The organism is Rhodococcus sp. NPDC059179 (genome assembly GCF_042754885.1).
Taxonomy (GTDB): Bacteria; Actinomycetota; Actinomycetes; order Mycobacteriales; family Mycobacteriaceae; genus Rhodococcus_G.
On sequence record NZ_JBHZBV010000007.1, the window covers coordinates 158775 to 184986 of the forward strand.

Annotated in this window: 19 protein-coding genes; 7 read left to right on the forward strand and 12 right to left on the reverse strand. The window is 68.6% G+C overall.

Translation table 11 applies throughout. The features are described from left to right. Window position 1 precedes the first annotated feature (1 nt). The 5 genes from ACFXMV_RS15885 to ACFXMV_RS15905 all read right to left on the reverse strand — a co-directional run bounded on the left by ACFXMV_RS15885 (window position 2) and on the right by ACFXMV_RS15905 (window position 7826). A complete protein-coding gene (locus ACFXMV_RS15885) occupies window positions 2-517 on the reverse strand; it encodes an endo-1,4-beta-xylanase (RefSeq protein WP_378500527.1) in 516 nt (171 codons plus the stop codon). Continuing rightward, complete coding sequence (locus tag ACFXMV_RS15890; RefSeq protein ID WP_378503050.1) at window positions 510-3989, reverse strand: type I restriction endonuclease subunit R; 3480 nt, start codon at window positions 3987-3989, stop codon at window positions 510-512. The genes ACFXMV_RS15885 and ACFXMV_RS15890 overlap by 8 nt, the downstream gene beginning before the upstream one ends. Next, complete coding sequence (locus ACFXMV_RS15895) at window positions 3989-5170, reverse strand: hypothetical protein (protein ID WP_378500849.1); 1182 nt, start codon at window positions 5168-5170, stop codon at window positions 3989-3991. Before ACFXMV_RS15895 ends, ACFXMV_RS15890 begins: the two co-directional genes overlap by 1 nt. After that, window positions 5167-7107, reverse strand: a complete 1941-nt coding sequence (locus ACFXMV_RS15900) for an N-6 DNA methylase (RefSeq protein WP_378503049.1) — start codon at window positions 7105-7107, stop codon at window positions 5167-5169. Before ACFXMV_RS15900 ends, ACFXMV_RS15895 begins: the two co-directional genes overlap by 4 nt. Before the next feature lie 224 nt (window positions 7108-7331). Then, a complete protein-coding gene (locus ACFXMV_RS15905) occupies window positions 7332-7826 on the reverse strand; it encodes a hypothetical protein (RefSeq protein ID WP_378503048.1) in 495 nt (164 codons plus the stop codon). Window positions 7827-8825: 999 nt separating this feature from the next. Here ACFXMV_RS15905 and ACFXMV_RS15910 point away from each other — a divergent pair. The 4 genes from ACFXMV_RS15910 to ACFXMV_RS15925 all read left to right on the forward strand — a co-directional run bounded on the left by ACFXMV_RS15910 (window position 8826) and on the right by ACFXMV_RS15925 (window position 12341). Then, entirely contained in the window at window positions 8826-9281 is a 456-nt protein-coding gene (locus ACFXMV_RS15910; protein ID WP_378502190.1) for a hypothetical protein, read from the forward strand. 674 nt (window positions 9282-9955) lie between these two features. Then, complete coding sequence (locus tag ACFXMV_RS15915) at window positions 9956-10543, forward strand: hypothetical protein (protein WP_378498961.1); 588 nt, start codon at window positions 9956-9958, stop codon at window positions 10541-10543. Window positions 10544-10698: 155 nt separating this feature from the next. Next, window positions 10699-12036 carry a hypothetical protein gene (locus tag ACFXMV_RS15920; RefSeq protein WP_378498960.1) on the forward strand — a complete coding sequence of 446 codons (1338 nt, stop codon included), beginning with the start codon at window positions 10699-10701 and terminating at the stop codon, window positions 12034-12036. Between the two features lie 68 nt (window positions 12037-12104). Then, window positions 12105-12341, forward strand: coding sequence for an antitoxin (locus ACFXMV_RS15925; protein ID WP_378498959.1), 237 nt, complete (start codon window positions 12105-12107; stop codon window positions 12339-12341). Between the two features lie 463 nt (window positions 12342-12804). Here the strand turns inward: ACFXMV_RS15925 and ACFXMV_RS15930 are convergent, their stop codons facing one another. After that, window positions 12805-13182, reverse strand: a complete 378-nt coding sequence (locus ACFXMV_RS15930; protein WP_378498958.1) for a hypothetical protein — start codon at window positions 13180-13182, stop codon at window positions 12805-12807. A gap of 26 nt (window positions 13183-13208) precedes the next feature. Further along, window positions 13209-13733 carry a DUF3558 domain-containing protein gene (locus tag ACFXMV_RS15935; RefSeq protein WP_378498957.1) on the reverse strand — a complete coding sequence of 175 codons (525 nt, stop codon included), beginning with the start codon at window positions 13731-13733 and terminating at the stop codon, window positions 13209-13211. Window positions 13734-13855: 122 nt separating this feature from the next. On the opposite strand from ACFXMV_RS15935, the gene ACFXMV_RS15940 reads away from it, so the two are divergent. Both ACFXMV_RS15940 and ACFXMV_RS15945 read left to right on the forward strand, forming a co-directional pair. Then, the gene (locus ACFXMV_RS15940; RefSeq protein ID WP_378498956.1) at window positions 13856-14119 is read left to right on the forward strand and encodes a type II toxin-antitoxin system Phd/YefM family antitoxin; all 264 of its coding nucleotides are present in this window, start codon (window positions 13856-13858) and stop codon (window positions 14117-14119) included. Continuing rightward, window positions 14112-14384 carry a type II toxin-antitoxin system RelE/ParE family toxin gene (locus ACFXMV_RS15945; RefSeq protein WP_378498955.1) on the forward strand — a complete coding sequence of 91 codons (273 nt, stop codon included), beginning with the start codon at window positions 14112-14114 and terminating at the stop codon, window positions 14382-14384. The genes ACFXMV_RS15940 and ACFXMV_RS15945 overlap by 8 nt, the downstream gene beginning before the upstream one ends. A gap of 42 nt (window positions 14385-14426) precedes the next feature. Here ACFXMV_RS15945 and recD read toward each other — a convergent pair whose 3' ends face one another. The 4 genes from recD to ACFXMV_RS15965 form a co-directional block, all read right to left on the reverse strand. Then, the gene (recD, locus tag ACFXMV_RS15950; protein ID WP_378498954.1) at window positions 14427-16292 is read right to left on the reverse strand and encodes an exodeoxyribonuclease V subunit alpha; all 1866 of its coding nucleotides are present in this window, start codon (window positions 16290-16292) and stop codon (window positions 14427-14429) included. Next, window positions 16289-19603, reverse strand: coding sequence for a UvrD-helicase domain-containing protein (locus ACFXMV_RS15955; protein WP_378503083.1), 3315 nt, complete (start codon window positions 19601-19603; stop codon window positions 16289-16291). Before ACFXMV_RS15955 ends, recD begins: the two co-directional genes overlap by 4 nt. Window positions 19604-19611: 8 nt before the next feature. Beyond that, on the reverse strand, window positions 19612-22914 hold the full coding sequence (gene recC, locus ACFXMV_RS15960; RefSeq protein WP_378498962.1) for an exodeoxyribonuclease V subunit gamma: 3303 nt from the start codon (window positions 22912-22914) through the stop codon (window positions 19612-19614). Between the two features lie 173 nt (window positions 22915-23087). Continuing rightward, window positions 23088-23468, reverse strand: a complete 381-nt coding sequence (locus ACFXMV_RS15965) for a HicB family toxin-antitoxin system (RefSeq protein ID WP_378498953.1) — start codon at window positions 23466-23468, stop codon at window positions 23088-23090. A gap of 545 nt (window positions 23469-24013) precedes the next feature. On the opposite strand from ACFXMV_RS15965, the gene ACFXMV_RS15970 reads away from it, so the two are divergent. Then, complete coding sequence (locus ACFXMV_RS15970) at window positions 24014-25012, forward strand: MBL fold metallo-hydrolase (protein ID WP_378503047.1); 999 nt, start codon at window positions 24014-24016, stop codon at window positions 25010-25012. A gap of 49 nt (window positions 25013-25061) precedes the next feature. On the opposite strand, the gene ACFXMV_RS15975 is transcribed toward ACFXMV_RS15970, so the two are convergent. After that, a complete protein-coding gene (locus ACFXMV_RS15975) occupies window positions 25062-26156 on the reverse strand; it encodes a tellurite resistance/C4-dicarboxylate transporter family protein (protein WP_378503046.1) in 1095 nt (364 codons plus the stop codon). Between the last annotated feature and the right edge of the window lie 56 nt (window positions 26157-26212).

Consider the following 26212-nt stretch of genomic DNA (forward strand, 5'->3'; position numbering starts at 1 on the left):
CCTATTCCGCGTGCTCCGCAGGGCTGAACTTCCAGCCTCTGGCCCGTGCCGTTGCAAGCATCGTCTTCGCGGCGAGCAGACACGCTCCTTTGTCAGAGGGAGGCACATCGTTGAAGTCGACATGACCGTGATCATCTGGCCGATCGTCATTCATCGAGTCGTCCCACACGGTGAGTGGCCATCGGCTTTCACTGCCTGCGGGCGACTTGATCTCGATGGACTCGACCTCTTCCACGGTCACGGCTAGGACACCAACCGGAGGTGTGTACGGTTTGCCCGAGGCGTCACACCGAGCCTTTATCGAGGCGGCTCGGGCCATGTACGCCTGCTCGGGAGTTGTTGCGTCGCCGCGGACGATAGACAGTCGGTTGAAGTCCTTCTTGTCGGCACTACTGAGATTGAACGCATCCGGACCGACTACACCGTCGTTGCACCAGACACCGATGATGGGGCGAAGAAGTTCCGTCTCACCGGCGACAATCCGTTCACGTCTGAACACAGTTGCGTCCTCACTCATTGTCCGCGTCCTCTCCGATCAACCATGTTGCGAGTCGATCGGTTAGATCTGCGTTCTCGGGCACCGCTGCATCCTGGAAGGTCCCCGCTGCCACGTCCGCAGTATGAACGTAGAGCGCACATGAGGGCTCGACCTCTATCGACAGCTGGTTCTCGGTGTCTGGCCAGTAGAACCGAACACCACCTTCCTCGGTCGGGAAGACCGACCTGGTGACGTTCCCCAGATTCGTCATCGCGTCGATAACTTCAACACTTCGATTGATCACCTGTGTCGAGATGGCTTGTCCTGCCTCGCCGTCGAGCCAGCCCTCCTCCAGAAAAGCCAACGCGCCGAGTGCCTTACGTGCGGTTCGTGCGTCCTCAGCCAGATCAACGCCGTTCCCAGCCTCCGGGGCTTTGCGATACCGAATGTGGATTGCATCCGCGGCGATGTCAGTGATCGCTTCAAGGAATGCCGGATCGGTCATGTACGACTGGATCTCTTGTGCCTCGCTGACCGTCTTGAACACCGCGAGGCCGACAGCGCCACTGAATCCTTCAGACGCCTTGAGCTGAGCGACAGTGCTGTTCTTCGCCATCGCTACGGCCTCCTCGCTGGCGTCGAGGAAACCCCAGAACGTCGTGATGAACCCGGCCACGCTCTCCGGGCTCACGTCGACACCCTTGGCCTGGAACATCTCGTTCACCTTGTCGATGGCCTCGTCGAGCGGACCCCGCTGCGTTGTCGCGCCGCCGCCCTTGTGTTCTCCATCGAAGGTGGGCAGCTTGATCCCTTCGCTGCTGCCCTCGCTCAGCGAGTGGTTCTCACCGATCGCGGACGGTACAAGCTTCACGCCGGAGAGTTGGACACCCTCCAGGTAGCTGTCGTCGTAGTCCTCGCCGGCGGAGTGAAGGTTGCGCGCCAGCAATGTCGCCAAGATCGCACGGCGTGCGAGGTCTGCGTCCTGGTAGTCGACGATCTGGCTGAGGAACTGCCAGGCGTTGCGGTAGCTGATCACGTCGGCGCGGAACTGCTCGAGTTCCTCTCGCTTCGCCTTGTCCTTGCTGAGCACTGCCTGCCGCGTCTGACCGTTCCAGTGGCTCTTGATCGGCGCGAGGACCTTGGCGATCGCCTCCCCACCAGAGTGGGCGAGGAAGGCGTCGGCGACGGCGTCCATCTCGTCATGCGTATACATGCCGGAGGTGTCGAGGCGCTCGCCGAGCGTGTACAAGGCGTTGGGGTCGACGTCACCCTCGACGTGGGCATCGGAGTAGTAGAGCTTGAAGTCCTTCTGAATGCTCGCCGGCGAGTTCCTGAAGTCCACAACCATCGGCGCGGTCTTGCCTGGGTAGGTGCGGTTGAGCCGTGAGAGCGTCTGGACGGTGGCGACACCGCTGAGCTTCTTGTCGACATACATCGCCATGAGCCGCGGCTCGTCGAATCCGGTCTGAAACTTGTTGGCGACGATAAGTACCCGGCTTTCGTCTTCCTCGCGGAACGCGCGGGCGATGTCGCCGCGGTCGTTGAGCGAGACCTCGGTGACGGATTCGCCGGTGTCCTCGTCCGTGAGGGAACCGGAGAAGGCGACCAGGGTCTTCATGTCGGTGTAGCCCTGCTCGAGGAGGTAGGAGTTCATCTTCTTCGACCAACTGAGAGCTTCGACGCGTGAGCTGGTGACGACCATTGCCCTTGCTTCACCGCCGAGCATGTCCATCACGTTCCGCCGGAAGTGCTCGATGACGACACGGACCTTCTGCGCGATCGCGGTCGGGTGCAGCCGGGCGAACCGAACGATGTTGGTGACTGCCTCGCCGGTGTTGACGCGGACTTCTTGCTCGTCCTCGACCGCGTTCTTCACCCGCAGGAACATGTCGTACGTGGAGTAGTTGGTGAGCACGTCGAGGATGAAGCCCTCCTCGATCGCCTGTGCCATCGTGTACGTGTCGAAGGCTTCCCAGCGGCCGTCACGCTCGGTGCCGAACAGCCGCAGAGTCTTCGCCTTCGGGGTCGCGGTGAGTGCGACGAAGGTGATGTTGCTGGATGCGGCAATCGCCGAGTCTTTCGCCAGCAGCAGGTCGTCGGCGCTGATGTCCTCGTCGTCCGGGTCGAGGTCGACGTCGACCAGTAGCTCCTTCAGCTTCTTCGCTGCGGAGCCTGATTGGGAGGAATGCGCCTCGTCTGCGACTACCGCCCAGCGCCGGCCGCGGAGCTCCTTCGTATCCTCGATCAACTTCATGACTTCGGGGAACGTCTGGAGGGTGCAGGTGATGATGTGGTCACCCTCGACGAGTGCCTTCTTCAGCTGGGGTGACTTCGCTCCCGACTTCTCCCCGACGCTGACGACCAGACCCTTGCTGGACTGCACCAGGTTCATGTCGTGGCGGATGTTTTCGTCAAGCACGTTGCGGTCGGTGACGACGATGACCGAGTCGAACGTCGACTTCGAGTCCGCGCTCATGTGCCGGATCAGCCGGTGACTGAGCCACGCGATCGTCTTCGTCTTGCCGGAGCCGGCCGAGTGCCAGATCAGGTAGCGCTTGCCCGTCCCGTTCGCCTCGATGTCACCGACGACACGCTCGACCGCGCGCAGCTGGTGGAAGCGCGGGAACACCAGTCGCCCTTCCTTCTTGCCGGACTTGCTCGGCTCGAACAGCGCGAAGTCCTTCAGGATGCGCATGAACGTCGGGCGGGCGAGGATCTCGCGCCACAGGTAGTTCGTCGACGAGCCGCTACCCGACGGCGGATTGCCCTCATGGCCTTCGTTGCCCTGGTTGAAGGGCAGGAACACGGTGTCCTCGCCCTCCAGCTTCGTGGTCATGTAGACGAGGTCATTCGATGCCGCGAAATGAACCAAGGCACGGCCGGGCGCGAGCAGTGCCCGGTTCTTCCCAGGCCGGCGATCCTCCTTGTACTGGCGGATCGCATGGTTGACCGTCTGGGTGTTGTCGGTCTTCAGCTCCATCGTCACGACCGGCAAGCCGTTCGCGAGGAGCACTACGTCAATGGTCTCGTTGGTCGCGGTGTCGAATCGCACCTGCCGCAGGACGCGCAGTCGCACCGATTCGGCAGCCGCTACCACCTCTGTGAGATTGGGGTTGGCGGGCGGGAACTCCATCATCGGCCCGAACTTCGCGGCGGGACGACCGACCTGGGCGTAGGTGAAGCCCTTGCGCAGCACCCCGAGCAGACCGCCGACCGGGTGACCGGTGGTGGCGTCCATCTTCGTCTGCTTGGCGAGCTCTTTGGTGATGTGCTGCAGCAGTTTCCGCTCGGCTGCGGGTTTCTGTTCGTCGACAAGGTCTGCGGGTACGGCCTTCTCGTACTCATCCGGGTACTGGGTTGTAAGCCAGTGCAGTACGTCAACGGGGACCATCGCCAGGCCGATGTCCCAGCTCGTCGGCTTGCCCTCGTTCTCGTACAGCCATCCGCGCTCCGCGAGCTCTGTGCAGAGGTTGCGCTCGAACTCCGCCTCCATCAGCTGCGCATCGCTCATCACGCGACCTCTTTCCGACCGGTGACCACGTCGGTGATGAGTGCCGCGCGACGCTCCAGGAGCAGTGCCTTGAGGTCGGCGACCTTCGCGAGCATGGCGTCGACGCGGGCCGCGGCTTCGTCCAGCTGGTCCGCGATTTTGATCTGCTCGTCGAGAGGTGGGAGCGGGACCGGGGTCGCGTCCAGCACGGTCTTGGTTACCCGCTGCGCGTTCGGCCGGACGCCGGTCGCGATGGCGGCGAAGTAGTCGATGTACCGCGAACTTCGGAAGAGATGGTGGACGTAGCGGGGCTCGAACCGGTCCGAGATCCAGAACGCCTTGTAGTCGGGGCTGATGTAGCCGGTCAGCGACGACACGCCGATCCCGCCGTGGTTGAGCCACATCATGTTGGCTGCGAGCTGCCCGGGTCGCACGATGCGGTACTTCGACACATCCAGCGACGCCTGTTGGCCCTCAGTACGAGTGTTGAGCTCAACGCCCCGGTACTCGGAGATCGACAGAAGAGGCCCGGGCGTGCTATCCCCATTCCGCTCGGCGCTCTCGGTGAAGTCGTATCCGAACTTGGTACGACCCCAGTGGTCGGGGATGCCGGAGAGGGGCGAGTGGGCATCGGCGGCGCTGGATCGCTGTCCTGACGCGAGGCCAAACACGGCTCTCGTCTGGGTGCTCCGAGTTCGGTCTCCCAACGCGTTGCTCAGGAGATCCATTCTCGTCAGCACTGCGTCTACGTTGGCTGTCTCTCGGTCCAGATAGTCTGCTATCCCATGTTGCACCTCCGGTGGGAACTGAACCACCGGGTACTCGCGAAGACTCATCCACTCCACGCGTGGCATCTTGGTGCCCTTGGACGCGGCTTCGGCGAACCGAACGAAGTTACGGCTACCGACTACGTACTGGAGATAGCGGGGGTCGACTCCAGCCTCCGGCCGGTAGACATGGATGTCGCCACCGGCCGTGCCGGGGCGATCGGCAAGCCAGTACTTGGCCAGGTACGGACGCAGTTTTCCGAAAAGCAGGTCGCCCGGCCTGAACGGCGTGCCACTCGCCGCATAGGTGGCCAACTCGCCATCGACGAGCTGGCCGGTTTCCGAGACCATGTCTTCTAGAGAGACCTGAAACCCGAGCGGCGGTTCGGATGCTGAAACGAGCGACACATTCGCCCAGAACGGGGCGCTGCTCACTCTTCGCTCACCGCCGTAAACATAGCGGTCAACTCGCCCATGAGCTTCTCCACCTCGGTGTCGATCTCCGCCAACGGTCGGGGCTCCTCAGGCACGTAGAACATCCGGGTGAACGGGATGTCTGTTCCGTTCTTCGCCTTGGTCTCGTCCCACTGAGCGCCAGACGCATAGGGCAGCACTTCGCGCTCCATGTGCTCGTCCAGATCCTCGCTCAGAGGCACGCGCTCGGTGATCTTCCACCCTGAGACGATCACGGGTTTGCCCTTCCGATCAACTGCGAGGGGTGCGGCGTCATCCTCCACGGCCATCGCCTTCATCACGGCGTCGACCAAACCGACCGGCGCCTTCAATCCGGCCGATTTCGCGGCCTCCGGCAACGCCTTGGGAAGGTCGTTCCAGGTGGTGCCGTCAAGGGAACGGAGGATCGCGGCGTGATCCTCGGTGAAGTCGCGGCGGCTGCGCAGCGACTCGACAACTTCGCCGCTGAAGCGCGTCGCGAAGCGCGCCTGCTTGTACACAGGCACGTCGCGGAACATGAAGTCCTCAGGAGTCATCACGCGAGAGATCGCAGGATCAGCCTGATCAAACGCCTTATACGCCTCCATCAGCGTTTTCCGGTGGTCCTTCCCCATCTCGCGGCGCTTATCACCCATCGGTTTCCGCAGGGAGTCCCACTGGCCGGAGCCGTCGATGAGCTGGATCTTGCCCTTGCGCTCGGGATCCTTGTTCGTGTCGAGGATCCAGACGTAGGTTGCGATGCCGGTGCCGTAGAACATGTTCGTGGGCAGAGCCACGATCGCGTCGATCAGGTCTTCCTCGAGGAGCCATTGGCGGATCGAGTTGGGCCCGTTGTCGCTGTTGAACAACGGCGACTGGTTCGAGACGACGGCGGCTCGGCCGCCCTGGCCATTCTTCGCCGCGGGGCTGAGCTTCGATGCGCAGTGGGCCAGGAACAACATCTGACCGTCACTGGTACTCGGCAGACCGTGGCTGAAGCGTGACCCGTGAGCTTTGGCTTGCTCTCTGACCGCCCTCTCGTCTGCCGACCAGTCCATGCCGAACGGAGGATTGGAGAGCACATAGTCGAAGGTCTGATCACCGTAATGATCCTTGAGGAGGGTGTTGCCCTGCTTTATTGCGTCTGGCCGACCACCCTGGATCAACAGGTCCGCTTTGCCGAGGGCAAACGCCGACGCCATGAGTTCCTGGCCGTAGAGCGTGACGTCGATCTTCCCGTTCATTCGCTTGAGCGCGTCCTGCGCGACGAGCAGCATTCCGCCGGAACCGGCGGTCGGGTCGTAGATGGAGCGCAAGGCACTCTCACCCGCGAGGCCGTCGTCATCGTTGGTGATCAAGATGTCGACCATGAGCTTGATTGCATCGCGCGGAGTGTAGAAGTTACCCGCGGCCTTGCCCTTCTTGTTGAAGGCGCGATACATCACGTCCTCGAAAACATCGCCCATGGCGGTGTTGGCGAGTTCACCCGGGGACAGGTCGAGCTTCGAGAAGTGCTTGACCACAGCGAGCAGCCGGTTGGCGTCGGCAAGAACCTTCGCACGGCGATTGAAGTCGAAGGAGGTCCAGATGTCAGCGATGTTGTTCGAGAAGCCATCGATGTAGCTCTGTAGAGACTTGTCCACGTTGTCGTCGACCGATGCAATCGTCGCGAGGTCGAGCGGCGAGACGTTGTAGAAGCTCAGCCCGAACTTGTCCTTCACCGCGATGTCGATCAGGTGCGGAGGCATCCTCGAAAGCGAGGCGACGAACGCAGTCACCTCTTCCTTGGTGTCCGCGAGCATGCACTCCAGCCGGCGAAGCACGGTGAACGGGAGGATGTAATCGCCGTAGTCCTCCTCGTCCACAATGTTTCGGAGGTACTTGTCGGCCGTGTCCCACACGATCCGCGCGGTCGTTGTACTGCTTGTCGCCTCAGCCACTGCGTTGCCCTCGATCAGTCCCGGTCACCCGTCAGAATGTATCGGAAACTTTACATCGGGGTGGGGACGATCGAAGCGACGCCTCAGCTGTGTTGAGTGACAGTGGATTCAGTGGAGGGGCCGTGCGCGGTTGTTCCTCGACAGCTTGATGATGGGAGTACCCCGTCGATTGCGGCGCATTGGGCAGTAGGCCGGCCAGGCATTGGCATCCGACCGGCTGGCGCCTACAGGCCGGAGACCAACTGCTCGACCTTCTGCCCGTCCGCGGCCGAGAGCCCCTCGTTGATCTGGACGAACACCAGGGCGTTCGATGATCCGTATCGGTGCGGGCCGGCGAGCGAAGCGACATCCTCGAAGGCCGCGACGGTCTTGTCATAGATCTTGCTGTTCGAGAACACCAGAACCTGGCCGCTTTCGCCGGGCACCGACGGCAGCTCGAACTCGTAGTTCTCATCGGCACCGATGCCGAGACCCCCGGGTTCGGACTCGGTGCAGTTCGCCCCGACACCCAGATCGACAATCATTTGGCACACTGCCGCCGCGTCCAGCGAGGTCGGATCCGAGCTCGGTGCGGCCTCGAGTTGTGTGGGCGCAGAGCCTGCCCCCGTGTCAGCGGTGATCGGATCCGAAGTTGATGCAGTGTCGTCCGACGAGCAGCCGGCAGCTCCGAGCGCCGCGATCGCGACGATAAGAGAAACCGCGCGTAGTGCCTTGGTCATGACCATTCTCCATGCAGTGTTGAACGGGTTACCCCACTCGGACTGCACCGGCAGGCGAGGGGCCCGTGAAGAATACGGGCGCGGCCACTTCGGGCGCGGCTCCGCACGGTATGCCGTCGCTGCCCCCGACGATGTCGAACATGTCGGGAAAGCCGGGCAAGTTTGCCGATAAGAAGCGTTACGGCATTTATGCTGGTGGAAAGCCGGTTTCCGATCATCCCATCGGCCGGCGGCGAGGGGGTCGGGAATCTCCGATGGTGACGGGTTCGCACGCCGGGTCCCGTGGTCGACCCCCGGGAGGTGACCGCCGGGCCGTGGTGTCGGTCGGCCAGCCGATGTCTCCGGGCAGGGTGCGGGCCGTGGCGACGGTGACCGGAGTGCCGCGGCCGACGGGCCTGCGCAACACCACCCGGTCCGGTTCGACGGCGCTGCCGCTCCCCTGGGCCGATCGGGGGCGATCACCCCGGACCCACCCGGAACCCGGAGTCCGGTGCTCCGAGTAGTGAACCGAAGCCGCTGCTCCCGGATCCGGGAAGCCCGGGCAGTCCGGTCGTCCGGTCGAGGTTGCGAAGCATCATCGGTCGGGATTGCGGCACGATCGGGTGACAGGTTCGGCCTGATGCATTCGAAGTGCCGACAACGGCAACGATCTATTGCCGACGGTGTTCCACAACCTTAGAAGTGAGACGGTCGCCCGCCGGGGTGACGGGGCGGATCGCCCCAGCCCACGCCGTCTCATAAGTTGATTCCAAAACAGGGTGTCGAAATCCTTCTACGGGAACAACTTTCGATACGCTCCCGGGCGGAGCTGGGCTATGCGCGGGTGTCGACGACCAAGCCGGACTCGACCGGCAGATCGACGCCCTCACCACGGCCGGTATCGCCCCGGACCGCATCTAGGTGGACCGCAAATCCGGGACATGACATCGCCCCACCCGAGCTCCTCCGACCACCACCGACCGTCCCGGACTCCCCGAGTACGCCCGCGACGGCGATGTCATCGTCACGCACACCCTCGACAAGGTCGGCCGAACGCGTGCGACACCCCGAACCTGGTCCACAACCTGCGCGAGCGCGGGGATCGGGGACTGCAACCTGGACGATCTGATCCGCATCGGCTCTTCCGACCCGGGCGATCCGATGGGACAGCTGGCAGTCGTGCTGCTCGCACTGTTTGCACAGATGGAACAGACCTACACCCTCGAACGCGCCGCCTACTCCCGAGAGGTCGCCACCGCGAAGGGGCGGCGCACAGGCCGACCGTCGGTGGGCCACCGAATCCCAACTCGCCCAAGCGATCCAAGTGCGCATTTCCGGCCCAACCCTCGCCGATTTCACCGCCAAGACCGAGCTGACGCGCTCCAACCTCGACCGGCACCGGTCGAGACCCCGGCCGTGGGTACGATTCCCGCGCCTGCGTCGCCGCGGATCCACGCCCCGACGAAAACCGGGTAAACCACCCCAACCTGCGACTACTGACCGTCAACGAGGCGGGAGTTTATTCCGCACCTCGATGACCTCGGCACCGTCTAGCCGCATCTTGACGCCGCCGGCCGGCTCGATGAGCACTGACTCTGCGTCCGCTGCCAACCCCACGGCGGGTCATGACAATCACCTGCGAGCGCTGCGGGGACAGGCCACTGGTCACCGGCACCGACCCCACTGGTGACCTACCTGCATTAATTCTCCGATGGATAGAGAACCATGGTTGGCGCACGACTCCGAACCTGCCGTGAATCAACCACCTCTGCGCCATCGCCAAGGTCGAGTCGTAGTACGCGATGTCGAGGTCGGACCGCTCAATCCGGCCGCGGCCACCGTCGGCATCGTGACGATGTCTGCGACCGACTCACGACCCCGGCCGGGTGTGGGCCATCACCCTTTCATACTTGGCGTCGGTCGTTCTCCTTGCAAGCGGCGGAGTCTATCGACGCATCTCGGTTGGAGTAGTCGTCAGTGTCCTCACCCTGGTCCTGCTGCGATTTACGATCCACGTCGTCGCCGTGGTCGGGAATGCCCTCGGCGGCGGCATTCGGCTGATCCCTTCCCGAGCACCCGCCGGACAACCCCCGGTCACTCCCCCGCGCTACCGTGGACCCGCACACACCCCCGCGCAGGACAGAGGAACCATGACCGACCACGACACCACCGACGACCAGCCGCTGCGGATCGACGGCGCGCTCGCCGTGGTCACCGACGAGCACGACCAGCTGCACGCCCTGTGCGTTCGCACCATCGCCGAGCTGCTGGGCTCCGAGCCTGACACCGACGAGGACGGCGACATCGCGATCCCCGTGCACGGCTTCGCGGTGTACGTGACCGTCGCCGACGACGGCCCGCAGTTGCACCTGTGGTCGTCGATCGTCACCGGCATCACCGACCGCGGCCAGGCCACCACCCAGCTGGTCGAGCTGTCGGAGGAGTGGCCGCGGCTGCGGTTCACGCTCAGCGACGAGCACCTGCTGGTCTCGACGCTCCTCGACGCGGACCCCTTCGCACCGCAGCACCTGCTCAACCTGATCGACGAGGTCCACGACCTCACCCACGACCTGGACGACGACTTCGCCGCCCGGTTCGGCGGCACCCTCGACTGCGACGCCGACGACGACAGCTACGCCGGCGACTGCGGTGGCGGCGGCTGCGGCGACGACTGCGCCTGCGGGGACTCCGGCGAGCACGTCGAGGGCGACCTCGGCGTCACCCCGGCCACCACGTAGTCGAACCCACCCCCCAACTGCAGGAGCAGGCGTTCGGCATCACCGCTGCACGTATGCTCCGCCGCGTCCTGGGCCAGAATGTCGGGCGCTCGCGTTACCCTGCATGCCGACGGTCGGGAGTGCGGCCGGTGCGCGCTGCAGATGGGACCACACCCTTGCCCGACCTCGAAAAGTTCGACCAGGCCGTCGAACTGGCCTGGCGCGAGTTCCGTGGCACCCTCGCCGACCACATCGGCACGATGCGCGGCGAGGACATCCTCGTGGTCGAACTGGCGGAGGAGCCGGGCGTCGATGGCTACCTCCCGTGCGTGCAGTTCCTGGCCTGGGCCGATGACCTGGTCCGCTGCGAGGTGCCCTCCAACGCGTTCCTCGACCCCCGGTTCGCGTTGTCGCCCGCCGACGAGGCGCTGCTGATCGAACTCGGCTGGCAGCACCCCACCTGCGCGCCCGACGACGATCCCGGAGACGGGTCGCCCGCCCACTTCCTCGACCGCACCGTCCGGTGGTCCGATCAGCTAGCGTCGATGGCCGTGACCGCGTTCCGCGACGTATGGAGCGTGCCGCATCCGAGCTTTCTGCGGACCGAGGCCGTCGGCGGGCGGGCAGGCAGTCTCGCCGGACCCACCGTGCGGGACTGGCTCGCCTCGGACGTCGACCCGATGCTGGCCGTCGCCCCGCGCGACCCGGACCACCTGCGCGACCTCGTCGAGACCGCCCTCACCGACCTCCTCGGCGACCAGCCTCAGGTCGACGGGGACGGCGACTTCGTGCTGACCATCGAGGGGCACGCGGTGTTCGTGATCCCGCACGCCACCGAGCCCGTTGTCCGGCTGTGGGTGCCGCTGCTCTACCGAATCGGGGGCCGGACCCGCGCCGCGGAGACGGTCGCCGATCTCACCGCACGCTGGTCGCACCTGCGGTTCGTACTCCGCGAGGACCGCCTCAACGCGGTGGTCGAGGTGCCCGGATTCCCTTTCGTGCCACGGCATCTGACCGACCTGCTCGAGCGGGTCACCGCGTTCCTCGCGACCGTCGACCGATCGTTCGCCGCACGGTTCGACGCCGTCGGCTACCGCACCACGCCCTCGGCGGCCGCCGACCACGAATGCGAACCGGACGTGCCGCCGTCGCTGATGGCGGTGATGCAACTGGTGCTCTTCGGCGAGGGCGACCTCGACGCCGAGACCGCCGCCGACGTCTGCGAGCGCGACCGCGCCGCCATCCTCGAGTACATGCGGATCAGCGCGGAACGCACGGCAGAATGGCGAGGTTCGCTCGAAAAGGCTCGCGCCGAGGCGGATCCCAACGAGATCGCACTCTGCGAGGGCGAAGCGGCGGCCTGGGCCGACACGCTCGCGGCGCTGAGCGGCGCCCTGCGGATGGTCAGCTTCTCCCGGCCCGGGCTGGCCCCGGCGCCCGCGGCTCAACCGCCGCGGCAGATGGAGCTGTTCGAAGAACCGAACGAGCTCACCCTGTTCGACGACCCTCGCTGACCCGCGGCCTGGCCGAAATCGGGGTTGCAACCGGCCTCCCACCTGCAATCCAGCGCTAAACTGGCGCTGTGGCGAACATCCAGATCCGCGAACTACCCGAGGAGACCTACGAGGTCATCCGCACACGCGCACGGGCCGCGGGCCGGACCATCGAGTCCTACCTGCGCGAGGTGCTGATCGACTTCGCCGCGACACCGACCACCGACGAGGTCCTGGCCCGCATGGAATCGGCGCGGTCAAACTCCGATGCGCCCGGAGCCACCCGGGAGTCGATCCTCGAGGACCTCGGGGCAGACCGCAGGTGACCGACTGCGTGCTGGACGCGTCCGCGCTACTGCTCGCATACTCGACCGGACTCCGCAATCGGACGATCTGCGACGACGACTTCCCGAGATGTGCTGCCACGCACCGCATCTCATCGATGCGGAGACGGGAAACGTGCGGCGCCGTCCCGAGCGCGCGGGACTCATCAGCGCCGTCGAGGCGCACACCGGGCTGATCACCGCACCGGCGCTGATCGACCGGCGCTACACCCACACCGGCGCGGTCGCGAACCTCGCCTGGTCGCTGCGCGACAACCTGTCCTTCTACGATGCCCTCTACGTCGCGGTCGCGTCCCTGCTCGACGTCCCCGCTCGTCACGGCCGACTCGCGACTGGCCCACGCCCCCGAACTGCCGTGCGCCGTCGAGTTGGTGTGACCCTCGTCGACTGCCTCGGCCGTCCTGCCGCGCAGTGGGCACGCCGATCACCGATCCGTGCGACCGAATCAGAGTCCGCCGCCCGCCCCGGTGATGCCGTCCACGCCGCGCTGCTCCGACGCGCCGTACATGGCCTCGATCTGCTCGAACGTCGCCTGCATCCGCTCGACCTCGACGATATGGTCGCCGATCGCGTCGACCATCGAGTAGTCGCCGCCGACCGCCTTCTTCGCGAACTTCGTGGCCAGGGCTACCCCGCTCGGCAGAGGCCCGAACCCGTCGACTCGGCCAAGCGCCTTCGCTTCGTCCCGCAGCGCCCGGAGCTCGGCCGCGAACTCTGCGCACCGCTTCGCGCACCTGCTCGCCACGCCGGGCTCGAGATAGAGATCGCCAGCAGCGACCGAGGCCCCCACCGCTTCCCATCCCAGGCGTCCCACTTCGGTCATGCCCAGTCTCCTCGCTGTTCGAACTTCTACTCCGGAATGTGGGGCAGCAGGGTGCGGGCGGTCTGCAACGCGACCGCACACGGCTCTTCCACCGCCGGATCCGGACCGGACTCCGAGATCGACACCATCACCGCTCCCCCCGCCGACGTGGTGGCAACGTCACACCACAATCGTTCCCGGTCCGCGACGTCACGGAACGTCACCGCTTCGCGTCCCCCGAGGTCGACGGGCGCGAACTCCTCGAAGTCATCGTTACGCCGCACATCATCGAGGGTGAAGGTCGACGAGTACACCCTCAGGAAGTGCGTGCTGTTGTTCCACCGGCACAGGTTCCAGCCCGGCTGATGAACCCCGAGGATGTCCCGCGACTCGGTCGCCGGGTCCATCCCGACCGCACGGATCGCGTCGTCCGGAAGGTCGTCACACGGGCTGAACACCGGCTCGCCGGCCGCTGACCCCTCCGGTGCCGCCTGACCGCTCACCGACTCGGAACCGCAGCCCGCCAGCACCACCGCGCCGCACACCACCGCGAGAACGAACCCAACGCGCACCCGAACACCCATCGACACTGCCTCCACACCAGTTAGACGCGGCACCCGGCCCGTCGGTTCCCCCCGCCTTGCTCCGACAATTTCACCTTCCCCGATCTACCGCTAAAACGTACAATTTAGCTATGACCACAGTCCCTGCCACTCAGGCCCGCCAGCAGTGGGCCGCCACTCTCGACCTGGCGCGACGAGGACCGGTCACCATCACCCAGCATGGCCGGCCCGGCGTCGTCCTCATGGACGCCGATACCGCGCGCCGCGCACTCGAGGCCCTCCACGACGCCGAGGACGCCGCAGCCGCCGACGCCGCGCGCGAGGCGATGGAGGCCGGTGAGCCGACCGTCAGCCTCGACGAGATCGCCCGGGAGCTGGGCCTGAGCATTGGGTGACTGCTACACGGTCGAGCTGACGGGCCGCGCCGCCAAGACACTCCGGAGGCTCGACCGACCTGTGCAGGCCCGCATCCTCACGGCGCTGACACTGCTGCGCGACGAGCCTCGCCCCCCGGCCGCGACGGCACTGGTCGGGCATCCCGGCTACCTGCGGGTGCGGGTCGGGGACTACCGGATCGTGTACACCGTCGACGACGGCAAACTCCTCGTGCTCGTCCTCACGCTCGGCCAGCGCAGCGGGGTCTACCGAGACCTGCCGTGACGAGTGCGCGGGTCATCAGCGGAGCCAAGGCCGGCTGACCCCTCACCCCCGCCGCAACCCACTCGCCCGCAACACCTGCCGCCGCACCCCGGCCCGCACCGACTCCTCGGTCCCCACGATCCGCACGTGCTTCCGGGCCCGGGTGATCGCCGTGTACAACAGCTCCCGCGTCAGCAGCGACGACTCCTCCCCCGGCAGCACCACGGACACCGTGTCGTACTGGCTGCCCTGGCTGCGGTGAATGGTCATCGCGTAGACGGTCTGCACCGCCGACAGGTAGCTCAGGTTCAGCATCAACGGCTCGTCGCCGCGGGCGAACGCGGCCACCAGCTCGTCGTCCTCGCGCCGGACCACGACGCCGGTGTCGCCGTTGTAGATCCGGGTCTCGTGATCGTTCGCGGTCACCAGCAGCGGCTGCCCGGGATACCAGCGCTCCGGGTCCAGCCGGGTCGCGGTGGCGTCGCCGATCCAGTCCATCGCCTGCCGCGCCCACCAGGTCACGCCGAACGGCCCGGCCCGGTGCGCGCACAGCAGCCGGTGCGCCTCCGAATGCCGCAGCGCGGCAAGTGCATCGCCCGCGACCGCCGCCTCGGTCACCGCGGCCGCGGTGCGCACCACGTCGGTGCGCAGCGCCGCCAGCTCATCGGGGCCGACGAACGACACCTCCTCCGACCCGTCCCGCAGGATCGCCAGCACCGTGTCCTCGTCGGCGTCGCGCACCGCGACCGCCAGGCGGGCGATGGCCCCGCCGAACCGCCTGCCGCGGCTGAGCCGGACCACCCCGCCGCGCAACCGGTCCCGCTCGCCCTCGCTCAGCGCGGCCTCGTCCGGATCGTCCGACGCGTCCAGGTCCGCGCCGACCACCCGGGCCAGCACCGGGTTCTCGACCCTGCTCACCGGCCGCGCGACCAGGTCGGCGAGCACGGCGCCCGCGTCGACGGAGGTCAGCTGGTCCGGGTCCCCGACCAGCACCAGCCGGGTGTCGGGGCGCAGCGCCTCGAGCAGCCGGCACATCATGGTCAGCGACACCATCGACGTCTCGTCGACCACGATCACGTCGTAGGGCAGGTGGTTCGACGCGTTGAACCGGAACCGCCCGCCGCGCATCCAGCCGAGCATCCGGTGCAGCGTCATCGCGGTCATCGTCGACGGCAGGCCCAGCCCGTCGGCCTGATCGCGCACCGACTCCTGCAGCCGCGCGGCCGCCTTGCCGGTAGGCGCGGCCAGCCCGATCCGCGGCGTCGGCCCCGGCTGCCGCGTCAGCAGCGCCAGCACCCGTGCCACCGTGTGCGTCTTGCCGGTGCCCGGCCCGCCGACGATCACCGACGTCGCGTGCGTCGCGGCGACGGCCGCCGCGATCCGCTGCCGGTCCGGCGCGTCCGACGGCCCGCCGCCCTCACGCAGGAACAGCTCCCCCAGGCCCGCGGTCAACGCGCCCTCGTCGACCATCGGATGGACGCCGGCGCGCTCGTCGAGCACCCGGCGGATCGTCTCCTCCTGCCGGAAGTACCGCTCCAGGTACAGCAGACCGCCGTCGTCGGTGTCGACCAGCCGCAGCGGTCGCAGCGGGCCGGCGACGCCGCCGACGATCAGCGGGCTCGCCCGCAGCGCCGCCGCGACTTCCTCGTCCCGCGGCCACGGCAGCGCGGCCAGGTCCACCGGCTCGCACTCCTCGTCCCAGCGTTCGTCGACGTGCACCTCACGGATCTTCGCCAGGTCCAGGCACACCGACCCCAGCCGCACCGCCCGCACCGCCAGCGCGGTCGCCAACTGCACCGCCTCCGACTGCTCCCCCGCCAGCGCCGAGAGCCGCAGCGCCACATGCACGTCCGCGGCGGCGAGCACGCCTGCCTCGTTGAACTCGCGCAGCGCGCCCTTGCCGCGCTGCGCCACCCGCACGTCCGTCACGCCGTCACCTCCGAGGTATGGCCCGCACCGATCCCGGCCAGCAGGTCCGAGAGCCCGGTCACCAGCGCGGCGGGCGGCGTCCAGTCGAAGACGCCGCAGCCGGCCGGGGTGTCCGGCCCGACCATGCCGCGCACGAACAGGTACTGCGCGCCGCCGAGGTGCACCGCCGGGTCGTAGCCGGGCAGCCGCCACCGCAGGTAGCGGTGCAGGGCAACGGAATACAGCAGCGCCTGCAGCGGGTAGTGCGCCCGCATCATCTCCGCGGCCATCGCCTCGCGGGTGAAGTTGTCGGTGGTCAGGTCGCCGGGCGCGAGCCGGTTGGTCTTGTAGTCCACGATCACGAACCGTCCGCCGGGCAGCCGCAGCACCGCGTCGATGCTGCCGGTCAGGTACCCGCGCAGCGGCGTCGGTTCCAGCGTCGCCAGGTGATCGACGTACGCCGCCAGCGCGTCGGATGCGGGCAGGTGCTCGCGCAACAGCCCGGCCAGCCCATCGAGCATCACCGTCAACGCGGCGGGCGTGTCCCCGCCCGCCAGGGGGATCTCGAACTCCAACTCCGGCAGCCTGTTCGACGGTGCGATCTCCGCAAGAGTCGGGCCGGCCCCGGCCAGCGGGGTGCGCATCACAGCCCCGAGCGCCGACGCCAACGCCGCCGGGTCCACCGCCGACATCGTGGCGGCCACCTCGGCCTCGCAGCAGCGCAACAGCTCCGCGTCCAGGTCGTCGGCGGCGGTGTCGACCACCTCGAGCACCGCGTGCACCAGCAGGCCGAAGATCGCGCCGGCCGCCATCCCGTTCATCGGCGACGCGATCCCCGGTCCGGCCGCCGCGACGACGGTCAGCGGCGGCTCGGCGGGTTCGTCGGCCTTCTCCGCGTCCTCGACCTCGCTGCCCACGCCGGGCGTGTCGTGCGCGGACGCGGTCAGCGCCGAGTACGACGTCCGCCGCCACGCCTGGTCGAGCACCCGCTCGAACCGGGCCGCGGCCAGCTCGCCCGCGTCGTCGCCCGCCCTGGCCCAGGCCGCGTCCGGGATCGGATCGGGGCCGACGAACTCGACCTCGATGGTGCCGTTCGCCCCGGCGGCCCAGTCCGTCAGCCGCGACGCGATCACCGAGTCGTCGGGCACCCCGGCGCTCGCCGGAACCTCCGCGCCGCCGGGGCTGCGGCCCAACAGCATTCGGTGCAGCGGCGAGCTGGACGTCGCGAAGCCGGGCGCCCACCACGCGACCACCTGGCACTTGGCCCGGGTCAGCGCGACGTACAGCAGCCGCAGCTCCTCACCGGCCTCCTCCTCCTTGTGCCGGCGCAGCCGCTCGGCGTAGCCGTTGCCGCTCGGGCCGCCGACGTCGCGGATCCGCTGCCCGTGGTCGTCGTGCAGCAGCAGCGTGTCGGGCGTCGGCCTGCGCCCGGGGTCCCAGCCGAACGGCAGGTAGACGATCGGGTACTCGAGGCCCTTGCTGGCGTGCACGGTGGAGATCTGCACGGCGGCGGAGTCGCTGTCGAGCCGCCGGCTGCGGTCCAGGCCGCCGGACGCGGGGTCCTGGATCCGGTCGGTGAGCCAGCGGGTGATCGACGTCAGCCCGAGCGACTGCTCGACGGCGGCGGCGTTGAGCAGCTGCGCGATGTGCCGCAGGTCGGTCAGGGTGCGCTCCCCCGACGGCCGGGACAGCAGCCGCGACTCCAGCGACCCGATCGCGGCGAGCCGCTCGAACAGCGCCGCGAACCCGGACCGCGCGAACGTCGCCGCGAGGTCGCGCAGCTGCCCGCCGACGGTGCCGACGATCTCCTCGCCGCGGGTGTCGAGGTCGGCGGCGGTGTAGCCGAGCAGCGGGGTCAGCGCGGCGAGCCGGACCCGGTCCGCGCGGTGCGGCTGCTCGATGGCCTGCAGCAGCCACAGCCAGTCCTGCGCGGACGCGGTCACGAAAACGCTTGTGCCGCCTGCCAGCACGCACGGGATGCCGGCGCGGGTCAGCTCGGCGTGCACCCGCAGCGCCTGGTTGTTGACCTTGACCAGCACCGCGATGTCCCCGGGCGCCACCGGCCGGGGACCGCCGCCCAGCGTCAGCCGGGCGTCGCCCTCGAGCAGCGCGACGATGTCCGCGGCGACGTCGCGGGCGACCCGGGATCGCAGCGGCCCGACCGCGGGCATCCCGCTCTTGTTCAGCGGGCCGGCGCCGTGCCGGGGCAGCACCCGCAGCCGCATCGGCGGCGTGCCGGTCAGCCGCGAGCCGGTCTTGGCGGCGTCGACCGGGTTCACCACGATCTGGTCGTGGCCCAGCCGCGCCCCGACCTGCAGGTGCGCGAGGGCGTCGAGCAGCCCGGCGTCGCTGCGCCAGTTGGTGATCAGCTCCTGGTGGCTGTCCGCGGCGCCGACCGCGTCGATGTAGCTGAGCACCTCCGCGCCGCGGAACGCGTAGATGGCCTGCTTGGGGTCGCCGACCAGCACCAGCGTCGAGTGGCCGTGGAAGGCGCGGCCGAGGATGCCCCACTGCAGCGGGTCGGTGTCCTGGAACTCGTCGACGAGCACCACCGCGAACTGGTCGCGGACCCGTCGGCAGGCGGCCTCGCCGTGCACCGGGTCGGCGAGCACCCCGTGCAGCAGGGCGGGCAGGTCGTCGAAGTCGCGGATCCCGGCGGATCGCTTGCGGCGCAGCAACTCCGCGCGGACCGCGGCGGCGAACGCGACGGCGTCGCCGGCCTGGGTGCCCTCGTCGTTCTGCGGGGCCAGCACGGCGTGCGGGTCGAAGACGGCCATGCGGGCGGCGGTCCGGGCGAGCTGCGGCGTCATCGGCGTGGTGGCGTTGCGGGCGAAGGTGCGCAGGTACAGGTCGCCGATCGCCTCGTCCCGGATGTCGGTGGCCTCCTCGACCATCTCGGCGTCCGGGTCGCGTTCGCCTGCGAAGCCGAGGCCGTCGAGCACCCGCTGGCAGAAGCTGTGGGTGGTGGCGATGGTGACGGCGTCGAAGTTCGACAGGGCCTGGCGCAGAAGTCGGATCCGGGTCGCGACCTCGTCGGCGGTGCCGGCCGCGAGGTGCGCGATCAGCGGGTCGGGGTCGACGACGGTCGGGTCCGCCAATGCCCGTGCGACGGAGGCGAACCGGTCGCGGGTCCGCTCCCGCAGCTCCTTGGTCGCGGCCTTGGTGAAGGTGACCAGCAGCAGGTCCGACGGGTCGACGCCGACCTCGGCGACGAAGCGGACGGCCAGCCCGACGATGGCGTAGGTCTTGCCGGTGCCCGCGCTGGCCTCGAGCACCGTGGTGCCCCGCGGCAGCGGGCCGAGCAGCTCGAACGCGGTGATCGGTTTCTGCATTGCGGCGGTCACGGCCTCTCCAACTTCTCCGCGGCGAGCAGCGGGTCCCAGATCTGCCGGGCCAGGGTGCCGAACCTGGTCGGCTCCTCGCCGTCCGCCGCCTCCCGGGTGAGGACCGACAGGCCGGACGCGGGCCCGTACACGAAGCCGATGTGCCGGTCGTGGCACTCGCCGAAGTCGCCGCCCCACTCCTTCTCCGCGTAGGCGAGGGCCTGCTCGATCGGTCGGCCGCCTCCGCGGACGGATGCGTATTTCGCGGATGCCTTGGTGCCGATCGGCAGCGGCGCGCAGAGCCCGCGGTCGCGCAGCTCGACGAGCCGCGCGAGCTGGTCGCGGGCGTCGGCCGGGGCGATCAGGACCGAGCGCGCCAGCGGGTCTCGGCCCGAGCCGCGGCCGATGGTGACGGCCCGCCATTGCGTGTCGGTCGGGTCGGAGGCGGCGACGGCGAGCAGCTGCACCCAGGCGGTGAGCCGGTGCTTGGCGGCCAGCTTCGAGTAGCCGGTGCTCGCGATCACCGCGCCGTGCACGCCGCCGACGGTGCCGGTCAGCCTGCGCCCGCCGAGGTCGACGTCCACATCGACGGTGCTGGCGGCTCCCTGGTGCACCTCCCGACCGGCGGCGACCAGCGCCTCGACCTGGTCGACGACCCGGGCCATCACGTTCTTGCCCAGCTCGAACGGCGGCAGGGTGCCGCGGCGCCACTCGGCGTCCCGGACGGAATCGAGGTCCGCGCCCGCCAGCCGGGCGTCGAGCATCCGCTGCCCGACGCCCCACGTCACGAGCGGCTCGAGCTCCAGGTCGAGCGCGTCGGCGATGTCCTCCTCGAGCTCCGGGATCCGCAGTCCCAGCCGCTGTTTGAGGAAGCCCTGGGTGGGGTTGGCCAGGAACGCGATCAGGTCCGCCAGCTGCACGTCCTCGGGCGGCAGCGGCTCGAACGCCGCCGACCGGAGCTCCGGCACCTCGACCGGCGGTCGCTGCAGCGACCGTGCGCCCGCCAGCGCCGCCCGGTCGAAGCTGAACGGGTTCGTCGGCCGAAAGTTGGTGGCGGCGAACGGTTGCAGCGGGTGTTCGGTCACCACGCCGGCGTACGCCTCGGCGCCGGTGGTGGCGCGGACCGTGTCGAGCAGCTCCACCAGCGGGATCGCCGGCGCCCGGTGCGAGCCGTTCACCGGGTCCTTGCCGGTGTAGAGCAGCAGCAGCTTCTCGCCCGCGGACATGACGGCGTCGAGCAGCAGCTGGCGGTCCTCGCTGCGCGGATCGCGTTCCCCGAGAAGGGGTGTGCGGGCGAGCACGTTGTCGCCGTCCACGCCGGAGCCGCGCGGGAACACCTCGTCGTCGAGCCCGAGCAGCACCACCACCCGGTGTGGCACCGACCGCATCGGCACCATGGTGCAGACGGTCAGCTCGCCGGTTCGGAAGTTCGCGCGGGTGGGGCGTCCGGCGAGGCGGCTCGCGAGCATCGACCGGACGTCCGCGAGCCGGAGCACCGCCTCTCCGCCGTTCTCCAGCGCCTCGGCCAGCTCGCGGTGCGCCTGGGCGAGCTGCCAGGCGTCGGCGGCGGCGACGTCGGTCAGCAGGTCGAGGGCGCGGGTCAGGTTGGCGGACCACTGCGTGGTGGTCTGCGGCCCGGCGAGCCCGCGCAGCGACACGTCGAGCCGGTCCACGAATTCGGCGAGCCGGCCGGTGAGTTCGATGTCGTTGCTGTCGACGTCGTCGAGCGGCAGCGCCAGGTTCAGCCAGCCCTCCGACTCGTCGGCGGCCGCGCCGAGCAGGATCCGGTCCATCGCCGCGCCGACGGTGTTCTGTTTGAAGTCGTCCAGCCCGTAGGCGGTTCGCTGCCGGGGGCCGATGCCCCAGCGGGCGCCCGCGCTCACCGCCCAGCCGCGGATGCGTTCGATGTCGTCGTCGCTGAACCCGAAGCGGCGGCGCACCGGTTCGGCGGCGGCGAGGTCCAGCAGCTGCGTCGCGGTGAGCCGGGCGTCCGCCAATTGCAGCAGCGTCCCGACCACGGCGAGCACCGGATTGGTTTGGTGCAGAGCGCGATCGGCGAGCCGGACCCGCAGCCGGTGCCCGGGGTGGCCGAGCACGTCCTGCCCGAACGCGGCCCGGATCAGCGGGGCGTAGGTCTCGACGTCCGGGCACATGACCAGGATGTCGCGGGGTTCGAGGGTCGGGTCGTCCTGGAAGAGGTGCAGCAGGCATTCGCGCAGCACCTCGACCTGGCGGGCCGGGCCGTGGCAGGAGTGCACCTGCACGGAGCCGTCGGGTGTCGCGGGCTCGGTGGGCGCGCGGTCGGCGGCGATGTCGGCCTGCAGACGGCCGAGCAGGGTCGTCGGCGCGGGCGCGGCGGTGTGGTGGACGTCCTCGACGCCGAGGCCGGTGAGCCGGGCCTGCAGCTCGCGGACGTCGCGGGACAGGCTGGCCAGCAGCGGGTTCCGCACCGACAGCGCGCTGTCGTCCTGCGCCCGGGTGGCCGGCGGGTCGACGCTCTCGAGGGTCGACCACATGGTCGGGCTGGGGTGCGGCACCCACAGGTGCACGTCGCGGCTGGCGCCGAGGGCGTCCAGCACCGCGATCTGGTCGGCGCTGAGCCGGGTCGGGCCGAACAGCGACAGCCGCGCGGGCAGGTCCACCAGGCCCGGTTCGGACCGCAACCGGTCGCAGGCGTCGTCAAGCCGCTCCGCCGGGCTGGGGCTGCCGATCCGCTCCCGCAGCCGGCGCCACAGCTGCGCCTGCCAGTGCAGGTCGCCGTCGAGCGGGCCGCCCGCGCCGTCGGTGTCGCGGCCGTCGGCGCTCGCAACACCGGGGCCGTCGGCGCTCGCAACATCGGGGCCCTTGGCCCAGTCGACCAACATGGCCGGTCGCTGTGTGCCGTAGCTGCGGAACAGCTCGGCCAGGTGCGCGGCGGTGCCGTAACGGCGGCCGGTGCGGTAGTCGTCGGCGCCGTGCCCGAGGTGCCGGGCCAGCACCGCGCACCAGGGCTCGTCGAGGCTGTCGTCGATCACCCGGAGCAGCGTCCACAGCACCCGGCTCGACTCCCACGGATCGTCGTCCGCGGTCACCCCGGTCGCGGCGGCCAGCGCCTCGTTGACGAGCCGGGCCGGCGACGGGAAGGCGATGTTCGCGGCGACGCCGTCCCCACGAACGGCGCCCAGCGTGGCCGAGAGTCGCTGGGTGAGCCAGCGTTCGACGCCCTTGGCGGGCACCGCGATCACCTCGCGGGCGAACGGGTCGGCGAGCGGGGTGGCGAGCAGGTCCGCGAGGGCGGAGGCCAGGGTGTCCGAGCGTTCGGCGCGGTGCAGCGTCAGCACGTACTCCCCCTTGCGTTCGAGCTCCCCGGACGGTCGGCTCAGGCTTATCACAGTGCGAGGCGGACATCGTCTCACCGGCGACCGACACTCCAGCGCCACGGACCGAGCAGGTTTGTACGCAGGGCTCGCGCCGCGCTCTGTTACTGGGACGAGCCCGCTTGACGATGCTCGAGTTATGAATTGACCAGCTGGCTCGCTCTCTGGAATGTGACGCCGAGAATCTCACCGATGTCGCGCACGGGGACGTTCTCGGCCGCGAGCTCATGCGCTAGGCGCTTGGATTCAGCCAACGCGCGGGCCTCGAGCTCCGCGGCGTGGTCGCGTTCGCGACGAATCTCCGCAGCACGCATGCCAGCGTCGCGCACCCGGCCGACGTTGACCTCGACCTCGACCGACACCTCGTCCAAAGGAACGCCGGTGGTCACCGCGATGTACTCGCGAGCCATCCGATCGGACTCGGCGAGGCGTCGAGCCTGAGTCAGCCCATCGAGCTCAGGGATGGACACCATCCACCACTTACCTTCTCGGGTCACCTCGACCCTGTACGTCGTCATCCTGTCCTCCTTGCTTTGGTGGGTGCAGCCGGGCATGGACGCGGCCGGCCCACGGCGCCCGCACGGACTACTCCCTACTCTGGGCGATGGCCTTGTCAACCTTGCGGACGACACCGGGCGAGATGGTCCGGTGCCCGTCCGGCAGGAGACCGCTGCACCGTTCGGGCCGGTCCAAAAGGTGTGGCTACCGACCGTGCGCTGCGGCGCGAACCCTGCATCGCGAAGGCGGTTTTGGACCTTCTTGGTGGGTTGCTCCGCAATCACCAAAATAGTCTAATCGGATAGACACTTACCAGTCTAGCGAACTAGACGCTTTCCATGGGCCGGCCGTGACGAGCGACCTCGAGCCGCACACACCTTCTGTCGCCGTCCCACACTTTCTGCGCGTTCAACGCCGTTGTGACGGCGCGAAGAACTGTGTGCGGGCAGGAAAACGGGGCCGACACGGTTCCGCTCTGCGGGACCCGATCCCCACACCACCGACACCCGTGGAGTAGGCATGACTGAAAGGTAGAACCTATTTCACTAGTCCAGAGGTGGTCACAATGCTCGACGCGGCAGCCATCGGAGATGGCATCTTCCAGATTCCCGTTCCTATGTCACACAACCCCCTCGGCTCCACCCTGGTGTACGCGATGGAATCCCCCGGCGGCCTGATCCTGGTCGACGCCGGGTGGGACGCCGACGAGGGCTGGGCCGGGCTGACCTCCGGCCTCGAGTCGATCGGCCACTCGGTCTCGGAGGTCGAGGGCGTGGTGCTCACCCACTTCCACCCCGACCACACCGGGCTGTGCGGGCGGGTGCGCGAGGCCTCGGGCGCCTGGATCGCCATGCACGAGTCCGACCACGAGATGTTCGCGAAGATGTCCTCCGGCCGCGACGCGGAGTGGATGGACTACCAGCTCGCCAACCTGACGCAGGCGGGCGCCGCGCAGGAGGACCTGGATGCGTTCCGGGCCGCGACGGGCAGCGACGTCCCCGTCGGCCCCGAGTCCGCGCCCGACCGCCTGCTCGCCGACGACGAAATCGTCGCGCTCACCGGCCGCGGCCTGCGCGTGGTGCACACGCCGGGCCACACCCCCGGGCACGTCTGCTTCTACCTCGAGGACGCCGAGGTGATGTTCACCGGCGACCACGTGCTGCAGAAGACCACCCCGCACGTGGGTAACTTCGTCTACCCGCTCGAGGAGCGCGACGCCCTCGCCGAGTTCCTGGACTCGCTGCGCCGCGTGCAGACGATGGACGTCACCCGCGGCCTGGGCGCGCACGGCATCCCGCTCGACGACGTCGCGGGCCGCGCAGGCGAACTGATCGAGCACCACGAGGAGCGGCTCGAGCACCTGCTCGACGCGTTCGGCGACGACCGGATCACCGTCTGGGAGGTGGCGCAGCGGATGAAGTGGTACCGCCCGTGGACCGACTTCCATCCGATGGCCAAGGGCATGGCGCTGTCCGAGGCGGCCGCGCACCTGCGGCACCTCGTCGCGCGCGAGCAGGTCGCGCAGGTGCCGGGCACCGAACCGGCGGTGTTCGCGCGGAAGTAGGCGCTGCGCGCCCGTGAGTACTTCTGGTCCCCAGGCGGACCAGAAGTACTCACGGGCGGCGAAGCCGCCTAATCGCGGGGAGTAGCAGCGTCCGGACCAGGTGACGCACCATCGCGACGAACACCGCGAGCCACGCGATGAACGCCACCCACGAGCCGACCTCGCCGATGCCGCGCACGATCGGCAGGTGGTCGGCCTCGCCGATGTAGTGCCCGGCCACGCCGTACATGCCGAGCGGGAAAATGATGCTCCACAGCGTCGCGTCGTAGCGCAGCGGCAGCCGGTGGGTCACGTGCCGCCACCAGCCGGCGGCGAGGAGGATCGGGATCAGCCAGGTACCGAACGCCCAGAAGATCACGGACATGCCTGCGATGAGCCCGCGGGTGGCGTCGACCATCGGCGCGTCGGCCATCTGCACGATCCGGGCCCCGGCGAGGACCGTGATCGCGGTCGCGCCCATCGACACCCAGTACGCGGGGATCAGGTCCTTCGGTTCGAGCGGATACAGCATCAGCCGCGCCAGGACGAGCATCGCGGCCGCCCCGTAAAGGATCACCCCGACCGACCACGAGAAGACCGCCAACAACGCAAGCTCACGACGCCCCAGCCCTTCGCCCGGCTGAAGCACCGCCGAGAGCACCGCGATCGACTGGCTCGCGACCACCCAGACGAACCAGGTGCCGTTCGCGCCCGGCAGGGTCGGACGGATGGTCGGGTTGAGCACGGCAGTCCACGGCACGACGTAGCCGAGCACGAACCAGCTCAGCACCGCGATCGTCAGCAGCACGAATGCGGGATCGGACCACCCTTCCATCGTGCAGCGAGTACCCACCACAGAGGTGGCCGCAACGAAGGTGAAGAATCCGAATCCGCGGCGCGGGTCGCGAAAGTCGGAGAGGAATTGCTCGCGATAGCGGAGGACCCGCCAGATCACCAGCACGAGCAGCACGAACCAGCCGATCCCCGCGATCGCGAACAACAACCCGGACAACAACGGAAGGTCCTTGGTCTTCATCGCGACCGAGATGATCCCGCTCGCCATCACCAGCGCGAAATACCCGGGGTTGAGGGTCGATACCGCCTCGCGGATCGTGCCCGCCCGCGGCGTGGCCGGATCGCCGCCGCCCCGTGAGCCGCTGTCCATCCGAGACGGAGTGCCGCGAGCGGGTTCCGGGTTCATAAACGTCACTCTCACATCGC